Source organism: Pseudomonas sp. XP1 (assembly GCF_053557675.1).
Window position 1 is genome coordinate 57,334 of record NZ_JBNRIJ010000011.1, and the last position, 22,001, is coordinate 79,334.

General features: G+C 63.9%; 19 protein-coding genes. 14 read left to right on the top strand and 5 right to left on the bottom strand.

All coding sequences use genetic code 11. The annotated features are described in order from the left end of the window. The 4 genes from sfnR to ACK1U9_RS12555 all read right to left on the bottom strand — a co-directional run. Positions 1-1,078 (bottom strand): sigma54-dependent transcriptional activator SfnR (gene sfnR, locus ACK1U9_RS12540; RefSeq protein ID WP_449109929.1); only part of this gene is annotated, 1,078 nt, incomplete at its 3' end. A 9-nt stretch (positions 1,079-1,087) separates the two neighbouring features. Continuing rightward, positions 1,088-2,275 (bottom strand): acyl-CoA dehydrogenase family protein, encoded by a 1,188-nt coding sequence (locus ACK1U9_RS12545; protein ID WP_085599203.1) that lies wholly within the window; start codon positions 2,273-2,275, stop codon positions 1,088-1,090. A 9-nt stretch (positions 2,276-2,284) separates the two neighbouring features. Continuing rightward, entirely contained in the window at positions 2,285-2,845 is a 561-nt protein-coding gene (gene msuE / locus ACK1U9_RS12550; protein WP_025338724.1) for an FMN reductase, read from the bottom strand. A gap of 259 nt (positions 2,846-3,104) precedes the next feature. Next, positions 3,105-3,695 carry a TetR/AcrR family transcriptional regulator gene (locus ACK1U9_RS12555; RefSeq protein ID WP_153670802.1) on the bottom strand — a complete coding sequence of 197 codons (591 nt, stop codon included), beginning with the start codon at positions 3,693-3,695 and terminating at the stop codon, positions 3,105-3,107. 84 nt (positions 3,696-3,779) lie between these two features. On the opposite strand from ACK1U9_RS12555, the gene ACK1U9_RS12560 reads away from it, so the two are divergent. From ACK1U9_RS12560 to ACK1U9_RS12600, 9 genes are all read left to right on the top strand, one after another. After that, positions 3,780-4,529, top strand: a complete 750-nt coding sequence (locus ACK1U9_RS12560) for an SDR family NAD(P)-dependent oxidoreductase (protein WP_108480886.1) — start codon at positions 3,780-3,782, stop codon at positions 4,527-4,529. Next, on the top strand, positions 4,522-5,277 hold the full coding sequence (locus ACK1U9_RS12565) for an SDR family oxidoreductase (protein ID WP_085615244.1): 756 nt from the start codon (positions 4,522-4,524) through the stop codon (positions 5,275-5,277). The genes ACK1U9_RS12560 and ACK1U9_RS12565 overlap by 8 nt, the downstream gene beginning before the upstream one ends. Before the next feature lie 239 nt (positions 5,278-5,516). After that, entirely contained in the window at positions 5,517-7,592 is a 2,076-nt protein-coding gene (locus ACK1U9_RS12570; RefSeq protein WP_108480887.1) for a hydantoinase/oxoprolinase family protein, read from the top strand. A 24-nt stretch (positions 7,593-7,616) separates the two neighbouring features. Continuing rightward, positions 7,617-9,281 (top strand): hydantoinase B/oxoprolinase family protein, encoded by a 1,665-nt coding sequence (locus tag ACK1U9_RS12575; protein WP_108480888.1) that lies wholly within the window; start codon positions 7,617-7,619, stop codon positions 9,279-9,281. A gap of 3 nt (positions 9,282-9,284) precedes the next feature. After that, positions 9,285-10,487 (top strand): pyridoxal phosphate-dependent aminotransferase, encoded by a 1,203-nt coding sequence (locus ACK1U9_RS12580; RefSeq protein WP_085615250.1) that lies wholly within the window; start codon positions 9,285-9,287, stop codon positions 10,485-10,487. A gap of 25 nt (positions 10,488-10,512) precedes the next feature. Continuing rightward, positions 10,513-11,322: an NAD-dependent epimerase/dehydratase family protein gene (locus ACK1U9_RS12585; protein ID WP_108480889.1), complete on the top strand. Its 810-nt coding sequence runs from the start codon at positions 10,513-10,515 to the stop codon at positions 11,320-11,322. Positions 11,323-11,352: 30 nt separating this feature from the next. Next, the gene (locus ACK1U9_RS12590; protein ID WP_108480890.1) at positions 11,353-12,549 is read left to right on the top strand and encodes an NAD(P)/FAD-dependent oxidoreductase; all 1,197 of its coding nucleotides are present in this window, start codon (positions 11,353-11,355) and stop codon (positions 12,547-12,549) included. A gap of 25 nt (positions 12,550-12,574) precedes the next feature. Continuing rightward, positions 12,575-14,260: a thiamine pyrophosphate-binding protein gene (locus ACK1U9_RS12595; RefSeq protein WP_108480891.1), complete on the top strand. Its 1,686-nt coding sequence runs from the start codon at positions 12,575-12,577 to the stop codon at positions 14,258-14,260. Between the two features lie 63 nt (positions 14,261-14,323). Further along, entirely contained in the window at positions 14,324-15,772 is a 1,449-nt protein-coding gene (locus tag ACK1U9_RS12600) for an NAD-dependent succinate-semialdehyde dehydrogenase (protein WP_153670803.1), read from the top strand. Between the two features lie 123 nt (positions 15,773-15,895). Here the strand turns inward: ACK1U9_RS12600 and ACK1U9_RS12605 are convergent, their stop codons facing one another. Then, positions 15,896-16,621, bottom strand: coding sequence for a FadR/GntR family transcriptional regulator (locus tag ACK1U9_RS12605; RefSeq protein WP_085615260.1), 726 nt, complete (start codon positions 16,619-16,621; stop codon positions 15,896-15,898). Positions 16,622-16,944: 323 nt separating this feature from the next. On the opposite strand from ACK1U9_RS12605, the gene ACK1U9_RS12610 reads away from it, so the two are divergent. From ACK1U9_RS12610 to ACK1U9_RS12630, 5 genes are all read left to right on the top strand, one after another. After that, positions 16,945-18,093, top strand: coding sequence for a branched-chain amino acid ABC transporter substrate-binding protein (locus ACK1U9_RS12610; protein ID WP_230386331.1), 1,149 nt, complete (start codon positions 16,945-16,947; stop codon positions 18,091-18,093). A gap of 131 nt (positions 18,094-18,224) precedes the next feature. Beyond that, a complete protein-coding gene (locus tag ACK1U9_RS12615; RefSeq protein WP_108481449.1) occupies positions 18,225-19,163 on the top strand; it encodes a branched-chain amino acid ABC transporter permease in 939 nt (312 codons plus the stop codon). Between the two features lie 10 nt (positions 19,164-19,173). Further along, positions 19,174-20,421: an ABC transporter permease subunit gene (locus tag ACK1U9_RS12620; RefSeq protein WP_108481450.1), complete on the top strand. Its 1,248-nt coding sequence runs from the start codon at positions 19,174-19,176 to the stop codon at positions 20,419-20,421. Next, entirely contained in the window at positions 20,418-21,191 is a 774-nt protein-coding gene (locus tag ACK1U9_RS12625; RefSeq protein ID WP_085615268.1) for an ABC transporter ATP-binding protein, read from the top strand. The genes ACK1U9_RS12620 and ACK1U9_RS12625 overlap by 4 nt, the downstream gene beginning before the upstream one ends. Before the next feature lie 5 nt (positions 21,192-21,196). Next, entirely contained in the window at positions 21,197-21,904 is a 708-nt protein-coding gene (locus tag ACK1U9_RS12630; protein ID WP_441344402.1) for an ATP-binding cassette domain-containing protein, read from the top strand. Positions 21,905-22,001: the final 97 nt, after the last annotated feature.

Below are 22,001 nucleotides of genomic sequence, written 5' to 3' on the forward strand. Positions count from 1 at the left end.
GGTTATCCAGCACCTGCTGCTCCTGCCCCCGCCGCTTGTTCACCACCAACTCACCGATCGCAATCAGCCGGGTGCGGGTGATGTTGCGCGACAAACCCAGCAACTGCGCGGTATGCACCTGGTTGTAATGGCAGAACCGATACGCCGACCGCAGCAGGGTATTTTCCACCTTTTCGTACAGGTCACCCGACTGCTCTTCGAACAAGCGGCTGAACGCCCGCTGCAGCAGATCCTCCACACCATTGCCCGCCGGCTCTTCCTCCTGCCGTTCGATACGCAGGTTGGACAAGCGCAGGTCCTGCGCCTGCACCGTGCCGTCGCCGCAGGTCAGCAAGCTGTGGTGAATCACGTTCTCCAACTCGCGGATGTTGCCCGGCCAACTGTATTCCACCAGTTTGGCCTGGGCCTTGGCGCTCAGTTCCACCGGCCCGTAGCCCAGCCGGTCGCTGTAGCTGCGGATGAAGTGCCGGGCCAAGGGCAGGATGTCGCCCGGGCGGTCGCGCAATGGGTGCAACTGCAAGGTCACCACGTTCAGCCGGTAGTACAGGTCTTCGCGAAAATGCCCGGCGTTAATGGCCTTTTCCAGCTGCACATTGGTCGCCGCCAGTACCCGCACATTGATCGGGATGCTCTTGCGCGACCCCAGCCGCACCACTTCGCGCTCCTGCAGCACGCGCAGCAGCTTGACCTGGATCGGCAACGGCAGGTCGCCGATTTCGTCGAGGAACAGCGTGCCGCCGTTGGCTTCCTCGAACCAGCCGGCCTTGGCCGCCAGGGCACCGGTGAAGGCGCCTTTTTCATGGCCGAACAGCTCCGCCTCGACCAGCGATTCGGAGAAGGCTCCGCAGTTGACAGCGACGAACGGGCCGTTGCGCCGGTCACTGAGGTTGTGGATGTGGCGTGCGACCAGCTCCTTGCCCGTGCCGGTTTCGCCGATGATCAGCACGCTGGCCTCGCTGGGGGCGACCTGTTGCAGGTGGGCAAGCAGCGCCTGCGACCTGGGGTCTTCGAAAACCTGTGCGGTGGCCCGGATCGAGGTGGCCAGTGTCGGGGACGGGGGGAGGGTCAGCAGTTGCATGGGCAATCCTCAGGAATAGAAGGATGGGGCAGGGCGCTTGTCGTTGAGGGCCCACTCGCCGAGTTCGTGGATACGGTAGTCCACTGGGTCGTGCAGGGTTTGCGTGCGCAGGTTGCGCCAGTGCCGGTCGAAACGTAGCGAGGCATGGGTGGCACGGGCGCCGGTGACCTCGAACAGGCGGTTACAGATGTCCAGGCCATGGCGGCTGGCGGCGACCTTGGCGGTGCCGATGGCCAGGGCCAGGTCGCCGCGCTCTTGCGCCGTGAGGGCGTGTTCCCTGGCCCAGGCGGCATCGAGCTGGCGTGCGGCCCGTTCGATCAGCAGGCGCACGCTCTCCAGGCCGACCCAGAACTCGCCGTAATGGCGCAGCACGTAGGGGTCTTCGGCGCTGCTGGCGGCGCTTGAGCGGAACCACGGCCGGCTTTCCTTGAGCGTGTACTGGCGGGCCTCCTCGAACGCCCCCTCGGCGATGCCGAGGAACAGGTTGGCGAAGTGCAACTGGGCAATCAGCGGGCGCAGGGCGGCGAACGGCGTGCTCAGGGGGCCAGGGTCGAGCAGCAGTTCGTTGTGCTCCACCCGTACCCGCTCGAACGTGGCGCTGCCGCTGTCGGTCTGGCGCTGGCCGATGTTGTTCCAGTCGCTGTGCAGGCTGATGCCGGTGCGGCCACTCGGGATGGCGGCAATCAGCAGCTTGCCGCCGGCACGTTCGTCCACCGCCGAGGCGATGAGCATTTCCGAGTCGCTGGCGCCGGAGCAGAAGCTTTTCTTGCCAGAAAACTCGCACCAGCCATCGAAGTGCTTGACCACGGTGCGTGTGTCCAGCGGGTTCAGGGCATTGCCCCAGAACCACTGCTTGCGGGCGGTCTGCTCGAACCACGGTTGCCATTGGTCCGGGCGCGAGAACAGGCGCACGGTGGCCAGCATCAGGTGATGGAAGCCGAACACGTGGGCGATGGAGCTGTCGACCCGGGCGAACTCGCGCACCACCGCGAAGGTGTCATGCCAGCTGGCGCCCTGGCCGCCGAAGGCCTGCGGGATCACCAGCGACAGCAGGCCGCTGTCACGCAGGGCATCGCGCTCGGCTTTTGGCGTGCCGCCACGCTCGTCGCGTTCGACGGCGGTCTGGGCAAACTGCCCGGCCAGTTCGCGGGCGATGATCAGGGCAGGGCGCTGGGCGGTATTCACAGGTGCATTCATGGCCGCTCCTCAGGCGCTCTTGCGCAGCGCATGATGAGCGCCGAACAGCGGCACGGCGCGCTCTGCGGCCAGGCGGATGCGGGCGGCAAGGGCTGCGCTGGACACCCGGTAGTCGGCCATTTCCGCCTGGCTGGCGAACACGCCGATGGGCAGCGTCAGGGCTTGCAGGAAGCTGAACAGTGGGCGCAGCTGGTGGTCGAGCACCAGCGCGTGGCGCTCGCTGCCGCCGGTGGCGGCGAGCAGCACCGGGGTGTCGACCAGGGCGTCCTGGCCGATCAGGTCGAACAGGTGCTTGAAGTGGCCGGTGAAGCTGCCGCGGTACACCGGCGTGGTCACCACCAGCAGGTCGGCTTTTTCCACCAGGCGCAGTTGCTGCTCGACGGCCTCGGGCAGTTCGCTGCGCCACAGGGCGCTGCCCAGCGGGCGGGCGATCTCGCCCAGTTCGATCAGGTGCGGCTTGATGTGCAGGTGCTGGGCCAGTTCGGCGAGGATCGCCTCGGTCAGGGCCAGGGTGCGCGATGGGCGGGCAGTGCCGCCGGACAGGGCTACGACGTTCAGTGGGGTGCTCATGGGCAGGTCTCCGGTGCTGGTTGAGCGGGGGACTTTGCTTGAGCAATCGTCGTGCCGAGTATGAATGTGCTTTTATTTCAACGGGTTAGCGCTTTTCTGATGGTTGCGGCGCTGTTGCCGTGCGGGCGTTGCCTGTTGATCGTGTGTTGCGCTGCAGACAGTTGGCCGGGTGTTGGCGGCTGTGCAGTGAGGACAGTTATAGAGCAATGCTTGATGGTTAAAAAAGAATAAGAATTCATATTCTTATGCGAATTGTGTTTTACGGGCATGCCGCCGCCTTACCGGTTCCGACAATCCCTTGTACGAACGCCACCAGTTGCTCTCTGGCGGCCATCACCGTTCCCCACTGGGCCTGACCGCACAATAACCCAAGTACCGCCTGGGCGATCGAACGCGCGCGCGATGCCGTCAAGCCGCACTCGGCTGCGACAATTTCGCTGAGCAGTCCGCTGTATTGCGCCTTCAACTGTTCAACCTGCAACAGTTGCTCTTCGTTCAGGTTCATGGCTTCGCGGGTCAGTAGCACCAGCTTGTCCGGGTTGGCCTGGCTGTACGCAACAAACGCCTGGACGAAGCACGGCAAGCGTTCACTGTTGGTACGGGCGCTTTTGAGGCATTGTCGGGTTTCATACAGCAGGTCGGTCAGGCTCGATTCGATCAGTTCGAACAGCAGGCCCTGTTTGCTCTCGATATGGTGGTACAGCGACCCGGCTCGGAGCCCCAGGTGGCTGGCCAGGTCGCGCAGGCCGATGGCCTGGTAGCCGTGGCTGGCAAACAGCGCGCTCGCCGCCTCCAGCAAGCGGTCCCGGGCATGCGGGGCGGGTACGGGCGGGTGGCTGGAGGCGGGCATGGCAGCACCTGTGGACGAATTGATGTTTGACCAAATGTAAGACAACAGGCATCTTACGTAAAGACTCAATCACGGAGGTGTTTTGTGGAAAATCAAACGGTGGTGATCGTAGGTGGCGCCTCAGGTCTGGGCCTGGAAACAGCCCGGCTGATGGTCAAGCGTGGCGCTGGCAAGATCGGCCTGATCGACCGCAACGAGCAATTGTTGCTGCAAGCAGCAGAAGAGCTGCGCGGGCAGGGTGTGGAGGTGGCGATCGCGGTGGGTGACATCGCCCGCAAGGACACTGCCCACGCGGCCTTCGACCAGATCGTCGAAGGCATGGGCCGGGTGCATTGCCTGGTCAACAGTGCGGCGATCTACCCGCGCAAGGATATCCTCGAGATCACTGACGAAGAGTGGGACCTGGAAAACGCCGTCAATATCAAGGGTACCTACCACATGATGGTCGCTGCGGTGCGCCACATGCAGCAGTACGTGGCAGCCCCGGCGGTGACCGGGCGCATCGTCAACGTCACTTCGGTTGATGCCTTCAAGGCCCACCCGCAAAACGCCCACTATGCGGCGACCAAGGCTGCGGTGGTGAGCCTGACCAAGTCGTTCGCCCAGGCCTGTGCCAAGGACCAGATCCTGGTCAATTCGGTGGCCCCGGCCGGTTTTGCCACCGAGCGCGCCAAGCAGCTGGGCTTCCTTGGTGAACTGGCAGCGGCCAACCCGTTGGGTCGCGCCGCGGAACCAGCAGAAATCGCCGAGTGGATCGTGATGATGGGCAGCAGCCGCAACAGCTACGCCACCGGTGAAAACGTGATCGTCAGCGGGGGTTACATCTATGCCTGAAGTCGCATTTCCCGAGGGCTACCAGCGCGCGCTGGTGACTGGGGCTACCAGCGGTATCGGCAAGGCCATCGTACTGGCGCTGCGTGACGCCGGCCTGCAGGTGATTGCGGTCGGGCGCAGCCCGGAAGCGCTCGCGGAGCTGGCTGGCGAGCCGGGTGTGACCATCTTGCAGGCGGATGTGCGCGACTACCGTTCGCTGGCTGTTGCGCTGGAAGGGCAAGCGGTGGATGTGCTGGTCAACAACGCGGGCATTCTTTCCACCCGTGCGGCGTTCCAGGACATCGACGAAGCCGAAATCGACAACATGCTCGACATCAACCTCAAGGCGCCGCTGCACCTGGCGCGCCAGGTGCTGCCGGGCATGGTCGGACGGGGCAGGGGGCATCTGTTCTTCATTGGCTCCAGTGCTGGCCGCGCGCCGCACCCGGGGGCTGCTGTATACGGGGCGTCCAAGGCTGGTGTAAGCCTGTTCTGCGATGCCTTGCGCTGTGACTTGCTGGGCAGCGGGGTGCGGGTGACCGAGATTGCCCCGGGCAGGGTGCAGACCCAGCTGTACAAGACCGCCATGGGCATGCAGGCGGCGGGCAGCGAACTGTATGACGGTTATGAGTCGATCCAGCCGGAGGATATTGCACAGCTGTTGCTGGCGGCGCTGAAGATGCCGCGGCAGGTGGATGTGTCGCGGCTGGAAGTGTTCCCCACGGCGCAGGCGGTGGGCGGCGGGCGGATGGTCAAGACCGGCGGTTGATCCGCTAGTTGTATTGGCTGTGCAGGTCTCTTCGCGGGCACGCCCGCTCCCACAGGTACTGTACTGCTCTCAAGGTCTGTGGTGATCCTGTGGGAGCGGGCATGCCCGCGAAGAGGCCGGCACTGGCGCAGCAGATTTCAGCAAATAGGTGCTTGACCACATGTAAGACAACATATAACTTACATGAAGACCGCTTCAGCGGATCGAGACAACTACAAAGCATTGCAGGGGATATGACGATGACTGCGACATCATGCCGGGTCGGCGTGGACATAGGCGGGACCTTCACCGATATCGCGCTGGACGTGAACGGCGTGCTGCATTCGACCAAGATCCTGACCGACTACGAGCTGCCGGAACGGGCCATCCTCACTGGCGTGCGCCAAGTGGTGGAGCAGGCGGGCCTGTCGCTGTCGGACATCGATCAGCTGATCCATGGCACCACCCTTGCCACCAATGCGCTGATTGAGCGCCGTGGCGCACGCACCGCCTTCATCACCACCGAAGGCTTCCGTGACACCCTTGAAATGCGCACCGAAAACCGCTTCGAGCAGTACGACATCAACATCGTCCTGCCGCCGCCGCTAATCGACCGCGAACACCGCTACACCCTGCGCGAACGCCTGGATGTCAAAGGCCAGGTACTGATCGCCCCGGCGCAGGCCGAGATCGACGCATTGGTCGAGCGTATCGCCGAAGGCAACTACCAGAGCGTGGCTATCGGCTTCATCCACAGCTACGTCAATGGTGCCCACGAGCGCCAGTTGCGCGATGCCCTGCAGGCGCGTCTGCCGCAACTGTCAATTTCCATCTCCAGCGAAGTTTCGCCGCAGATGCGCGAGTTCGAGCGCTTCAATACCGTATGCGCCAACGCCTACGTCAAGCCGCTGATCAAGTCCTACCTGGACCGCCTGGTGGTCACCCTCAAGGAAGCCGGCGCCGACTGCCCGGTTTTCATGATCCACTCCGGTGGCGGCATCATCTCGGTGCAGAGTGCCGCTGAATTCCCGGTACGTCTGGTGGAGTCCGGTCCAGCCGGCGGCGCCATCTTCGCTGCCGATATCGCTCGCCGGTACCAGCTGGAGAACGTGCTGTCATTCGACATGGGCGGCACCACGGCAAAAATCTGCCTGATCGAAGACCAGGTGCCGAAAACCGCGAAAACCTTCGAGGTTGCACGTACCTATCGCTTCAAGAAGGGCAGTGGTATGCCGATTTCCATTCCGGTGGTCGAGATGGTCGAGATCGGCGCCGGCGGCGGGTCCATTGCCAGCATCGACAGCATGCGCCAGATTCGCGTTGGCCCGCATAGCGCGGCTTCCGAGCCAGGCCCGGCCTGTTACGGCCGTGGCGGTCAGGAGCCGACCATCACCGACGCCAACCTGCTGCTCGGCCGCCTGGACGCCGACAACTTTGCCGGTGGCGCGTTGCGCCTCTCCACCGACAATGCCGCCAACGCCATGGCTCGGGTCATCGGCCAGCCGCTGGGCATGCAGGCCGATACCGCAGCCTTTGGCGTGTGCGAAGTGGTCGACGAGAACATGGCCAACGCTGGTCGCGTGCATGCGGTGGAGAGTGGCAAGGATATCGCCGACTACACCATGATCACCTTCGGTGGCGGCGGTCCGCTCCACGCTGCACGGCTGTGCGAAAAGATGGGCGTGGCGCGCTTCATTGTCCCGGCCGGCGCCGGTGTGGGCTCGGCCATCGGCTTCCTGCGTGCGCCATTCGGCTACGAAGCCGTGCGCAGTGCCTTCGTGCGCCTGTCCGAATTCGAGGCCGTGCAGGTCAATGGCCTGATCGACGAGATGAAAGCCGAGTCGCTGGGCTTCCTGCGTCAAGGTATGCCAACCGGTGAGCCGGAAATGGAATGCACCGCGTTCATGCGCTATGTCGGCCAAGGTTGGGAAATTCCGGTTGCCCTGCCGTTCAAGGCCTTCAGCGCCGCGGATATGGTGGAGTTCAAGGCCCGTTTCGAAGAAGCCTATACCCGCTTCTTCGGTCGCCCTATCGAAGGGCCGGATATCGAAATCGTCAGCTGGTCGGTCAAGGCCAGTTCACCGTTGCCACCGGTACAGCAAATCGAAGAAGTGGGTGCCGCCTACCGCTCCCATGAAGTCGCCCGCCGCCAGGTGTTCGACGTGGCTGCCGGCGGTTTCGTCGAGGCCGGCATCCATCCGCGCGAGGAACTGCAGGTCGGTGCCCGCGTCGATGGCCCGGCAATCATCGTCGAGCGCGAAACCTCGACCTTCGTCACCTCCAACTTCACCGCCACGGTCCAGCCAGACGGCTGCCTGCTGGTCGTGCGCCGCTAACGCCTGAATTCGGAAGCCAGAACCATGAGCGATACTTTGATCGACATTCAAATGCAGGTGATGTGGAACCGCCTGGTCTCGGTGGTCGAAGAGCAGGCCCTGACCCTGATCCGCACCGCATTCTCCACCAGCGTGCGCGAGGCCGGCGACCTGTCTGCCGGGGTGTTCGACCGCGCCGGCAACATGCTGGCCCAGGCCGTCACCGGCACCCCCGGCCACGTCAATACCATGGCCGAGGCGGTGGTGCACTTCATCAACGACATCGGCGAAGACAACATCTTCGAAGGCGACGTGTATGTGACCAACGACCCGTGGAAGGGTACCGGCCACCTGCACGACATCACCATCGTTTCGCCGTCGTTCTACAAGGGCAGGCTGATTGGTTACTTTGCCAGTACCGCCCACGTGGTCGACATCGGTGGCCGTGGCTTTGGCCCGGACGCCCGCGAGGTATACGAGGAAGGCCTGTTCATCCCGATCATGAAGCTGTTCGAGCGCGGCAAGGTCAACCGCGACCTGATAAACATACTGCGCAACAACGTACGCGAGAACGACCGGGTGGTGGGCGACTTCTATGCGCTGTCGGCGTGCAACGAGACTGGTCACAAGCGCCTGATCGACATGCTCGAAGAGTTCAGGCTGGATGACCTGGAGCACATTGGTGGCTTCATCCTCGAACACAGCCGCCGCGCCACGCTGGAGTGCTTCAAGGCGCTGCCGCATGGCACCTACAGCAACAGCATGACCCTCGATGGCTACGACGTGCCTGTGACCCTGGCGGTAACCATCACTGTCGGCCCCGATGGCATCAACAGCGACTTCACAGGCACATCGGGCATGAGCCAGTTCGGCATCAACGTGCCGCTGGGCTATGCCAAGGCCTACGCCTGTTATGGCCTCAAGTGCATCGTGGCGCCGGAAATCCCCAACAACACTGCCTCGCTGGCGCCGTTCGAGGTCACTGCGCCCGAGGGCTGCATCCTCAATGCCAAGCACCCGGCGCCGGTGTCGGTGCGCCATGTGCTGGGTCACTTCGTGCCCGACCTGGTGCTGGGGGCACTGCATAAGTGCCTGCCGGGCAAGGTGCCGGCCGAGGGGGCCAGCGCCTTGTGGAACCTGCACCTGAGCGTGCGCCCGCTGGAGAGCAACCCGAACGGTCGCAACGCCGAGATGCTGATGTTCAACAGCGGCGGCATGGGGGCGCGTTCAGCGATGGATGGCCTGAGCGCCACGGCATTCCCCAGTGGTGTGCACACCATGCCGGTGGAAGCCACAGAACACGCCGGCCCGGTGGTGGTGTGGCGCAAGGAGCTGCGTGAAGGCTCCGGCGGTGCCGGCCAACTGCGCGGCGGCCTGGGGCAGGAGATTGAAGTGTCGGCGGCCGCGGGCTACAGCTTCCGCTTCAGCGCCATGTTCGATCGCATCCAGCATGCCGCCCGCGGCCTGGAGGGTGGCAAGCAGGGCGCTGAAGGTTATGTCGGCCTGGATGACGGCAGCCTGCTGCGCGGCAAGGGCCAGCAGTTCGTGCCGGCCGAGCGCCGCCTGGTGTTGCGCCTGCCGGGTGGTGGTGGCTATGGCGACCCGCGTCAACGCGACCGCCAGCAGGTCGAGCGTGACCTGCGCTTTGGCTACATCAGCGCCGAGCAGGCGCGCAACGACTACGGCTTCGATGCCGCCCAGGAGTGCTAGACGATGGATGTGCAAAGCAGCCGCGTGCGCGCGGTAAAAAGCTCACCGAGCATGGCCGTGTCGGTGCTGGCCAAACAGATGCTGGCCCAGGGCGAGCCGGTGATCAACCTGGCGCTCGGCGAGCCGGATTACAACGTACCGGCTCATGTGATCGAAGCCGCCTACCAGGCGATGCTGGCAGGCAACAACCATTACACCGGGCCCAACGGCCTGGAGGTGTTGCGCCAAGCCATCGTCGACAAGTTCGCTCGGGAAAACGACCTGGTCTATGGGCTGGACGAAATCTGTGTAGGCAACGGTGCCAAGCAACTGCTGTTCAACGCCTTCCTGGCCACCCTCGAGCCGGGTGACGAGGTAATCACCCCGGCACCTTACTGGGTGTCGTACACCGACATGGCCATGCTCAACGGTGGCGTGCCCAGGGTCATCCCGTGCACTGCCGAGCAGGGCTTCAAGCTGCGCCCCGAGCAGCTGGAGGCGGCGATCACCCCGCGTACCCGCTGGGTGATGCTCAACTCGCCGAACAATCCGAGCGGGGCGATCTTCACCCGTGAAGAGTTCGCAGCACTGGGCAAGGTACTGGAGCGCCACCCCAAGGTGCTGGTGATTTCCGACGAGATCTACGAGCACATCGTGTTGGGCGACCAGCCGTTCGTGTCCTTCGTTACCGCCTGCCCGCAGTTGCGCGAGCGCACCTTGCTGATCAACGGCGTTTCCAAGGCCTATGCCATGACCGGTTATCGGCTGGGTTACGCGGCAGGCCCCAAGGACCTGATCGTGGCGATGAACAAGACCCAGTCGCAGACGACCACCTGCCCGTCGAGCATCTCGCAGCTGGCGGCGGTGGCGGCGTTGAATGGGCCGCAGGACTTCGTGCGTGACGCCAACCGCGAGTATCAGGCGCGCGGTGCGCTGGTGGTACAGGGGCTGGCGCAGATCCCGGGCCTGCAATTGCAGATGCCGCAGGGCGCGTTCTATGCGTTCCCCGAGGTCAGTGCCTTCATTGGCAAGCGCACGCCAGATGGCCAGGTCATTGGCAACGATGCGGACCTTGCGGCCTACCTGTTGCGGGTCGGCAAGGTCGCCACCGTGCCGGGTTCGGCGTTTGGCCTGGAGCCCTACATTCGTCTGTCGTTCGCCACATCGCGGCAGGAACTGGAACAAGCCCTGGGGCAGCTGCGCGACGCGTTCGCGGCGCTGTCCTGAGCCCACCAAGCAATCGAGGTAACACATGAGCAAGCCTTTCAAACGCCTGCTGATCACCGGCGCCGCCGGGCGCCTGGGCAGTGTGCTGCGCAAGCACCTGGCAGCCTTCGCCGATGAGCTGCGCCTGACCGACATCGCTGACATGGGCCACGCTGCACCCCATGAGCAATTGGTGCGTTGCGACCTGGCCAACTTCAACGACGTGCTGCCGTTGACCGAAGGTGTCGACGCCATCGTGCATGCCGGTGGCGTGCCGGTGGAGGACACTTTCGAGAAGATCCTCAACGGCAACATCGTCGGTACCTACAACATCTACGAAGCTGCGCGGCGCAATGGCGTCAAGCGGGTGGTGTACACCAGCTCCAACCACGCCATCGGCTTCCATGACCGCACCGAGACCATCGACGCTACCGCTGCGCACCGCCCCGACAGCCTGTATGGCGTCAGCAAGTGCTTTGCCGAGGACCTGGGCCGCTACTACTGGGACAAGTTCGCCATCGAGTCGGTCAACCTGCGCATCGGTTCGTCATTCCCCGAGCCTCTGGACCGGCGCATGCTCGCCACCTGGCTGTCGTTCGACGACTTCGCCCAGCTCACCGAGCGCTCGCTGCTGGCGCCGCGGGTCGGGCACATGATTGTCTATGGCATGTCGGCCAACCGCGAAAGCCTGTGGGACAACCGCCTGGCTTCGTCGCTTGGCTACGTGCCCAAGGACAGTGCTGACGACTACCGCGACAAGGTCCTGGCCGAGCACCCGCCGCTGCACCCGAACGAACCGGCCGCGCGCTACCACGGCGGCAACTTCGCTGGTGCCGGGCACTTCGAAGACAAGTAGATATCTCCACATCAGCAGAGAGTGCATTACATGGCTTCCACCGCTAAACAACAGAATTACGATGTGGTGATCGTCGGCGGCGCGGTCAACGGCAGCGCCACCGCCTATTTCCTGGCCAACAACCCGGATTTCAAAGGTTCGGTGCTGGTCATCGAGCGCGACTGGACCTACAACAAGTCAGCCACCGCGCTGTCCAGCAGCTCGATCCGCCAACAGTTCTCCAACCCGATCAACATCGAGATCTCCAGGTTCGGCGCCGAGTTCGTGCGCAACTTCCCGGAGGTGATGGAAGTGGACGGCGATCGCCCGGACCTGGCCTTTCACGAGAACGGTTACCTGTTCCTCGGTGACGACAAAGGTTATGAAGTGCTGCGCCGCCTGCACGATACCCAGGTATCCCACGGTGCCGATGTACGTCTGCTCGACCCCGAGCAACTGCAACGCAAGTTCCCCTGGGTCAACATCGACAGCCTGGCCGGTGCCAGCTATGGCCAGAGCGGCGAAGGGTGGTTCGACAGCCTGGGCATGCTCAATGGCTTCCGCCGCAAGGCGCGCTCGATGGGCATCGAGTATATCGAGAACGAAGTGGTCGGTATCCAGCGTGAAGGCGAGCGCATCACCGGTGTGCAACTGGGCAGTGGCGAGCGTATCGGCTGCGGCCTGCTGGTCAACTGCGCCGGCACACGTGGCACCAAGGTCGCTCGTATGGCCGGCCTGGATATTCCGGTTGAGCCACGCCGCCGTTCGCTGTTCGTGTTCGACTGCCGCACCCCGCTGGAAGGTACCGTGCCGCTGACCATCGACCCGACCGGTGTGTTCTTCCGCCCTGAAGGCAAGTTCTACCTGGGCGGCACCTACCCGAAAAACGACCCGGAAGTCGACTTCGAAGACTTCGACGTATTGCACGAGGAGTTCGACGAGGAGGTGTGGCCGATTCTTGCGGAGCGCGTGCCGGCGTTCGAAGGCATCAAGGTGGTCAACTTCTGGGCCGGGCACTATGACTTCTGCGTTCTCGACCACAACGCCATCGTCGGCCCGCACAACGAGGTGGGCAACTTCCTGTTCTGCAACGGCTTCAGCGGCCATGGCCTGCAGCAGGCACCGGCCATCGGCCGTGGGCTGTCCGAGCTCATCACCTATGGCGGCTACCGTTCGCTTGATCTGGGTGCGCTGAGTTACCAGCGGGTAATCGACAACAAACCGTTCCTGGAAGATTCGGTCATCTGACCGCAGCGCCTGAGGGAGAACAACAATGAGCAACTCCGAAGTGAAGCGCAGTGGCGGCCAGGTGCTGGTCGATGCCCTGCGGGTGAATGGTGTCGAGCGCGCCTTCTGCGTGCCGGGCGAGAGTTACCTGGCAGTGCTGGATGCGTTGCACGATGTGCAGGATGAAATCGACCTGATCGTTTGTCGCCAGGAGGGTGGTGCGGCATACATGGCCGAGGCCTACGGCAAGCTGACCGGCAAGCCGGGCATCTGCTTCGTCACCCGTGGCCCCGGCGCCACCAATGCCTCGGTGGGCGTGCACACGGCGTTTCAGGACTCTACGCCGATGCTGCTGTTCATCGGCCAGGTGGCCCGCGACCAGATCGAGCGCGAAGCCTTCCAGGAAGTGGACTACCGACGCATGTTCGGCCAGATGGCCAAGTGGGTGGTGCAGATCGACGATGCCGCGCGCATTCCCGAGCTGGTCAACCAGGCCTTTCAGCGTGCCATCAGCGGCCGCCCCGGCCCGGTGGTGATCGCCTTGCCGGAGGACATGCTGACCGACCTGGTGCAGGTGGCCGATGCGCGTCCGGCGCGACGCGTCGAAGCCGCCCCGGCGCCACAGGCGCTGGGCGAGCTGCAGGCCCTGCTGGGCAACGCCAGCAAGCCGCTGGTGATTGCCGGTGGAGGCGGCTGGAACGACCAGGCGGTGGCCGACCTGAAGCGCTTCGTGCAGGTGCAGAACCTGCCGCTGGCAGCTTCGTTCCGTTGCCAGGACCTGTTCGACAACACCGACTCGCACTATGCCGGCGACCTCGGGCTGGCTGCCGGGCCGGTACTGGTCGAGGCGGTGAAGCAGTCGGACCTACTGATCGTGGTGGGCGCGCGCCTGGGCGAGATGACCACAGGCGGTTATGCGCTTGTCGACATTCCGACGCCGAAACAGGCGCTGGTGCATGTGCACGCCAGTGCCGAGGAAATCGGCAGGGTGTACCAGCCGACCTTGGGCATCAATGCCGGGCCGGCCAGTTTCCTGAGCCAGGCGGCTGCGTTGCCAGCCGCGCGCCCCGAGGCGTTCGCCGACTGGGTCGCCAGCCTGAACAGCGGCTACCGTGGCAACTTCGAAACGCCACGCTCGCCGGGCGATGTGCAGATGAGCGAAGTGATTGCCTGGCTGAACAAGACCCTGCCGGCCGACAGCATTCTCACCTGCGGTGCCGGCAACTACACCGGCTGGGTGCATCGCGGTTACCAGCACCGTGTGTTCCGCACGTTGCTCGGGCCAACCAACGGGTCCATGGGGTATGGCGTGCCGGCGGCGGTGGCAGCCAAGCTGACCTATCCGCAACGTACTGTGGTGGCATTTGCCGGTGACGGCTGCTTCCTGATGAATGGCCAGGAGCTGGCCACGGCGGCGCACTACGACGCCCACCTGATCACCGTGGTGGTCAACAACGGCATGTACGGCACTATCCGCATGCACCAGGAGCGCAGCTACCCGGGGCGGGTGTCCGGCACCGAGCTGCACAACCCTGACTTCGCCGCCCTGGCGCGTGCCTATGGGCTGCACGGTGAAACCGTCACCCGCACCGAGGACTTCGCTGCCGCTTTCGAGCGTTGCCAGGCTTCTGGCAAGCCGGCGCTGATCGAAGTGCAGGTCGACCCCGAAGCCCTGACCCCGCGCATGACCCTCAGCCAGATCCGCGACAAGGCCATGCAAGCCAAGCGCTGATTCGCCTCAGGTGGGGCGCGGTACGGCCCCACCTTTTTTCCTTTTTCGAACGAGTCAATCGACATGAACCTTGCCGATCGTGATCTGCTGCGTGAAGTTTGCTATATCGACGGAAAATGGCTGGCGGCCGACAGTGGTCAGCGCATTGCCGTGACCAACCCGGCCAGCGGCGAAGTGCTCGGCCATGTGCCGCGCATGGGGGCGGATGAAACCCGTCGCGCCATCGCCGCTGCCGAACGTGCCTTGCCGGCTTGGCGGGCGCTTGCTGCCAAGGAGCGTGCCGCCCGGCTGCAGGCCTGGTTCCGCGAAATCCTCGCCCACCAGGAGGATCTGGCGTGCATCATGACGGCCGAACAGGGCAAGCCGCTAGCCGAGTCCCGTGGCGAGATTGCCTTTGCGGCAGCCTATGTGGAGTTTTATGCAGAAGAGGGCAAGCGCATTTATGGTGATGTAATTCCTTCGCCGAGCGCTGATCGTCGGTTGATCGTCACCAAAGAGCCGATTGGCGTCTGCGCGGCGATTACGCCATGGAATTTTCCGGCGGCGATGATCACCCGTAAGGCGGCGCCGGCTTTGGCGGCGGGTTGCACGCTGGTGCTCAAGCCGGCCTCGCAAACTCCGTTCAGCGCGCTGGCGCTGTGCGTGCTGGCCGAACGCGCTGGTATCCCTGCGGGCGTGCTAAGCGTGGTGACTGGTGACTCGGCGGCCATCGGCGGGGAGCTGACGGCCAGCCCGGTGGTGCGCAAGTTGTCGTTCACCGGCTCCACGCCCATCGGCATCCAGTTGCTGCAGCAGTCGGCGGCGACGGTGAAGAAGGTGACCATGGAGCTGGGTGGCAATGCGCCGTTCATCGTGTTCGATGATGCCGACCTGGAAAAAGCCGTGGAGGGGGCGCTGATCGCCAAGTTCCGCAACAGCGGGCAGACCTGCGTGTGCGCCAACCGGTTCTATGTTCAGGGTGGTATCTACGAGCGCTTCGTGGCGCGCTTTGCCGAGCGCGTGGCTGAGCTGGTGGTGGGGCGGGGCGATGCGCCCGGGACCCAGGTCGGGCCTATGATCGACGGGCGTGCTGCCAGTGGTGTCGAGCGGCTGGTGGGTGAAGCGGTGGAGGCCGGGGCACGTGTGCTGGCCGGTGGGCGCCGGCATGCGCTGGGCGAGGCGTTTTTCGAGCCTACCTTGCTGGCGGATGTGACGCCGGACATGCGCGTGGCACGCGAGGAGATCTTCGGGCCGGTGGCGCCGATCTTCCGCTTCGGTAGCGAGGAGGAGGTGATTGCCCAGGCCAACGACACCGAGTTCGGCCTCGCCTGCTACCTGTATGCGCGGGATGTCGGGCGAATCTGGCGGGTGTCCGAGGCGTTGGAGTATGGGATGATCGGGGTCAACGTCGGCGTGGTGGCGACCGAGGTGGCGCCGTTTGGTGGGGTGAAGGCTTCGGGCTTGGGTAGGGAAGGGTCGCGCTACGGGATCGAGGATTACCTCGAGGTCAAGTATGTGTGCCTGGGGCTTTGAGGTGATTCCGGGCCGCTGATGCTGCCTGTGCTGGCCTCTGCGCGGCCAAGGCCGCTCCTTCAGGTAATGCGCGATCCCTGTGGGAGCGGCTTTAGCCGCGAAGAGGCCGGTACAGGATAGCCATCAGGCCTTGCTGTCGAGCAACCGCTGATACCGCGACAAGCTTTCTTCCAGGTGCTTGCGCAGCGCCGTGCGCGCACTGGCCACATCGCCCATGCTGATTGCCGAGAGGATCGCCCCGTGCTCTCGGCCGATCTTCTTGATGTGCGCCTGGCGGTTCTTGCCCGTCACCTGCCCATGCTTGAGGTTCAAATCGAGGATGATGTCCGGGCCCAGCGCTTCCAGCAGCTGGGTGAAGTGCGGGTTGTTGGTGGCACGGGCAATTGCCAGGTGGAATTCGAAGTCGGCCCTGGCTTCTTCCTCCTGCGTGGCACCGTCCAGTGAGTTGAAACGGTCGAATGCCTCGGTGATTGCCGCCATGCTGGCCGGGCTGCGGCGCTCGGCTGCGCGGGCCACCGACTCGGTTTCGATCCCCAGGCGCAGTTCCAGGATCTGCGCGGCGGCACGCACGTCATCAACCACGCTGTCGATGGCAAAGCCGATGCGTTTCACGTCCTGCTCGACCACGAAGACGCCCACGCCCTGGCGGGCGATCAGGCGCCCACCCAGGCGCAGCGAGGCTACCGCCTCACGGATGACCGGGCGGCTGACGTTGAATTCCTTGCACAGCTCCTGTTCGGACGGCAGCTTGTCGCCCGGGCCGTAGGTGCCGTTGTCGATCCGGCCGGAAAGCTCCTGGATCACGGTTTCCGCCAGATTGGCGCGACGCGTGCCTAACGACGCATTCATAAAAGAGTTGCTCCTGAAACTGATTGGCTCATCACGGTTGATTCTCCGGCAGGTTGCGCGCAGCCCTCATGCCCCTTGCGGCGGGATCCGTAGCCAACCAGCGGTGATGTTGTAGGCATATGTTATCAAACATCTGATCTGTAGGAGCGGGCTTCCCCCCCGAGCAGGTCTCCACGCATGCCTGTAAATTTTAACCACGGCTCAAGCATACACCCATTGACAGTTGCCTGCTGACTGTTATCTTACAAGTGCGATGGCGTTCCGGCCAATTCGCATGCGGTAAGCGATGTCGAGGTTCGTCCAATCACTACTGGGAGCTGAGCATGAATAACAACAAGGGAGGGCGTGCAGCCCTCGCGACCGCGGTAACGTTGCTGATGGCCATGGGGACGGCAAACGCAGCAGACAGTGAAATCGTCAGGATCGGCTTCGCCGGCCCCCTGACCGGCCCTTCGGCGCACCAGGGACAGGATGTCGAGCACGGCATCCAGATTGCCGTTGATGAAGCCAACGAACAGCAACTGAAGATCGGCGACAAGGTCGCCCGGTTCAAACTGGTCTCCGAAGACGATGTCGCCGACCCGCGCACCGGCACGGCGGTCGCGCAACGCCTGGTGGACTCGAAAGTGGCGGTGGTGATCGGCCATTACAACTCCGGCACCAGTATCCCCGCCTCGAAGATTTACGCCGCCGCCGGCATCCCGCAGATCTCGCCCTCGGCCACCAACCCCACCTTGACCCGCCAGGGCATCCCTTCGGTGTTCCGTACCGTCAACGACGATGCCACCCTGGGCCGCTACGCTGGCAACTACCTGGTCAGCCAGCTCAAGGCCCAGCGCATCGCCATTTTCGATGACCGCACCGCTTACGGCCAGGGCCTGGCCGACGAGGTGACCAAGGCAGTCAAGGCTGCCGGCGGTAATGTGGTGGTGCGCGAGTACACCAACGACAAGTCCACCGACTTCAACGCCATTCTCACCACCGCCAAGGCACAGAAGGCCGATGCGGTGTTCTTCGCCGCCCTCGACTACCAGGCCGCACCGATGGCCAAGCAGATGAAGAATCTTGGCCTGAAGGCGCGCTTCATGAACATCGGCAACCTGCCCAACGACTCGTTCAGGCAGATGGCCGGCAGCGCCGCCGAGGGCACCTACGCCTGGAACTACGGCACGCCGCTGCTGGACATGCCCAAGGGCGCGGCCTTCGAGCAGAAGCTCAAGGACAAGTTCGGCGTGGGCGTAGTGCAGTCGTCGCCAGCCGCGTATGACGCCACCTGGGCAGCGATCAACGCCATGGTCAAGGCCGGCTCCGACGACCCCAAAGTGTACCTGCCAGTGCTCAAGAGCCAGAGCTACGAAGGCGTCACCGGCACCATCGCCTTCGATGATCAAGGCAACCTGAAGAACCCGGCGGCTACCGTGTTCCAGTTCGCCGACGGCGGCTGGAAAACCCTGTCGGTCCAGCGCGACTGAGCGCCACCCCCATAACAAGCAGGCGCCGGCCTGCCACATAACAAGAAGACTTTTCCCACCTGCCAGGCCTGTCGGCGTGTGGCGCTGAGCCGCCGCGCGCCGACGACAACGCAGTTTCGAGGATTCAGCGCGTGGACGGTAATTTCGATATCTTGTTGCAACAGGTCCTCAACGGCCTGGTGCTGGGCAGCATCTATGCCCTGGTAGCCTTGGGCTACACCATGGTCTACGGCATCATCGGCCTGATCAACTTCGCCCATGGCGAGGTGGTGATGGTCGGCGCCATGGTGACCATTTCGGTACTGACGATGCTCGCGGGCGCAGGTTTTGCCCCAGGCATCATCACCTTGCTGCTGGCGATCATGGCTGCGGTGGTGGTGTGCATGCTGCTGGCCCAGGGCATGGAAAAGTACGCCTACCGGCCCTTGCGCAAAGCCCCGCGGCTGACCCCGCTGATTCTCGCCATCGGCATTTCCATCGCCCTGCAGAACCTGGCGATGATGATCTGGGGGCGCGGCTACAAGACCTTCCCCGAGGTGGTCGAGACCCAGCCGGTGGACGTGTTCGGCGCCACCATTACCAACGTGCAGCTGTCGATCATGCTGATTGCGGTGGTGATCATGCTCGGCCTATGGCTGCTGGTGGACAAGACCCGTCTGGGCAAGGCCATGCGTGCCACCGCCCAGAACCAGGAGGTGGCCGGGCTGATGGGCATCAACATCAACCGGGTGATCAGCGCCACCTTCCTCATCGGTGCCAGCCTGGGCGCCATCGCCGGGGTAATGCGCGCGGTCAACTACGGCCAGGCCGATGCCTACATGGGCCTGCTGCTGGGCCTGAAGGCATTCTCGGCGGCAGTGCTCGGCGGCATTGGCAACCTTTTCGGGGCCATGGCCGGCGGCCTGTTGCTGGGGCTGATCGAGTCGCTGGCAGCGGGCTACACCGGGCAGATCACCGGTGGCTTCCTCGGTGCCAACTATCAGGACATCTTCGCCTTCGCGGTGCTGATCCTGGTGCTGCTGTTCCGCCCGAACGGCCTGCTTGGCGAACGCCAGGCTGACCGGGCGTAAGGAGTCGGCCATGAAAAACCTCAAGAGCCAATACTTGCTGTTGATCCTCGGCTTCATTGCCTTGCCGTTCCTGGTCGAGGCCATCCCCATGCTCGGCCCGACCTGGGTGCGCATCCTGGGCTTCGCCATGCTCTACGTGTTGCTGGCGTTGGGCCTGAACATCGTCATCGGCTACGCCGGCTTGCTCGACATGGGCTACATCGGCTTTTACGCCATCGGTGCCTACCTGTACGCCTTGCTTGCCTCGCCGCACCTGCAGATGGCCGGCCTGGTCGAAGGCGTGCTGGACTGGCCGGTATGGGTGATCATCCCGCTGGCGGCAGTAGCCGCGGCCATCTGTGGGGTGTTGATCGGCGCGCCGGTGCTCAAGCTGCGCGGTGATTACCTGGCGATCGTCACCTTGGGCTTCGGCGAGATCATCCGCATTTTCATGAACAACCTGGACCAACCGGTGAACCTCACCAATGGCCCCCAGGGCATCAGCAACATCGCTCCGCTGCACGTGGATGGCGCAGCATGGGCGCATGCCCCGGGGGAGGGTGCAGCGCCGCTGCTGTCGCTGCAGCAGAGCTGGAGCCTGTTCGGTCTGCAAGTGTCGCCGGTGATCAGCTACTACCTGTTCTTCCTGGCCATCGTCATCCTCAGCATCGTGCTGTCCAAACGCCTGGAAGTATCGCGTATCGGCCGTGCCTGGATGGCCCTGCGCGAGGACGAAGTGGCTGCCGAGGCCATGGGGCTGAACAAGCGCAACCTCAAGCTGCTGGCGTTCGCCATGGGCGCCACTTTCGGCGGCGTGTCCGGCGTGCTGTTCTCCAGCTACCAGGGCTTTGTCAGCCCCGAGTCGTTCACCCTGATGGAGTCGATCATGGTCCTGGCCATGGTGGTGCTCGGTGGCATGGGTTCGATCCGTGGCGTGGTGCTGGGCGCGCTGATCCTGTCGGTGATGCCGGAGTTGTTCCGCGACCTGGTCAACTGGGTCCAGCCATGGGTGATGGACAATGTCACTTTCATCAGCCGCGACATCCTGCGCAACGTACTGGATGCCTCGACGCTGCGCATGCTGGTGTTCGGCCTGGCGTTGATCCTGGTGATGCGTTTTCGCCCCGAAGGCCTTTGGCCGTCTGACCGCCGCCGTGCCGAACTGCACGATGGTGACCCAGAGGCGGAGCCGATGCCTGCGGCGCTCAGCACCGCAGTGCATGCTCCGGCCAGTGAAGCATCCTTCGAGCTCCCGATCAAAGAGGCGGACAAGGCATGAGCGACATCCTTCTCGAGCTGCATCAGGTCAGCAAGTTCTTCGGTGGCCTGCAGGCCCTGCATGGCATCGACTTGAGCATTCGTCGTGGCGAGATCCGCGGCCTGCTGGGCCCCAACGGCGCCGGCAAGACCACCCTGTTCAACGTGCTCACCGGGTTGTACCGGGCCGAGCAGGGGCGGGTGATGTTCGACGGCAAACCGCTGCGTATCAGCAAGCCGCACAAGGTGGTGGAAGCTGGCATTTCGCGCACCTTCCAGAACATCCGCCTGTTCCACAACATGACCGCCCTGGAAAACGTGATGATCGGCCGCCATGTGCGCACTCGCAGCGGTGTGTTCGGCGCCATCCTGCGTACTCCGGCCTGCGTGCGTGAAGAGCGCGAAATCCGGCAGGCCGCGCGCCACTGGTTGAACTACGTCGGCATCGGCCACCTGGCCGGGGAGCTGGCCAAGAGCCTTTCCTATGGCGACCAGCGTCGCCTGGAAATCGCCCGGGCGCTGGCCACCGAGCCCAAGCTGATCGCCCTCGACGAACCGGCGGCGGGCATGAATGCCTCGGAAACCGAAGGCCTGCGCCAGCTGATGTGCAAGATGCAGGCGGACGGCAAGACGGTGCTGTTGATCGAGCACGATGTAAAGCTGGTGATGGGCCTGTGCGACCACATCACCGTGCTGGAATTCGGCCGCAAGATCGCCGACGGCCTGCCGGCCGACGTGCGCAAGGACCCACGAGTGATCGAGGCCTACCTCGGTGCGGAGGCAGTGGCATGAAAAACATTCTGCAAGTGAACGACCTCAAGGTGAGCTATGGCGCCATCCAGGCCATCAAGGGCATCGACCTGACAGTGGGCGAGGGCGAGATGGTGGCGCTGATTGGCGCGAACGGTGCAGGCAAGACCACCACCCTGAAAACCTTGGCCGGGTTGCTGAAACCTAGCGCCGGTAGCATTACCTTCGATGGCAAGGCGCATGCGGCGATCAAGGGCCATGACCTGATCCGCGAAGGGCTGGCGCTGGTGCCGGAGGGGCGGGGCATCTTCCCCAAGCTGACCGTGCACGAAAATCTCGAGATGGGAGCCTTCAGCCGGCGTGACGGCAAGGATGCCATCGGCGCCGATATCGAACGCATGTATGGCATCTTCCCGCGCCTGAAGGAGCGCGCTTTCCAGTTGGCCGGCACCATGTCGGGTGGCGAGCAACAGATGCTGGCCATTTCCCGGGCGCTGATGGGGCGGCCCAAGCTGCTGTTGCTGGACGAACCGTCCATGGGCCTGGCGCCGATCATCGTGCAGAAGATCTTCGAGACAATCGTCGAGGTGGTCAAGGACGGGGTGACATTGCTGCTGGTGGAGCAGAACGCCCGGCTGGCACTGCAGACCTGCCAGCGCGCCTATGTGATAGATGGCGGACGCATCAGCCTGGAAGGCTGTGCCAAGACCTTGCTGCATGACGACCAGGTGAAGAAGGCCTACCTGGGCGAATGATCCATTCACAATGACAAGAGGATCTGCCCTGGGGTGTGGTGTTTGTCTTGCCGGCCTCTTCGCGAGCAAGCCCGCTCCCACAGGTATTTCACAGCCC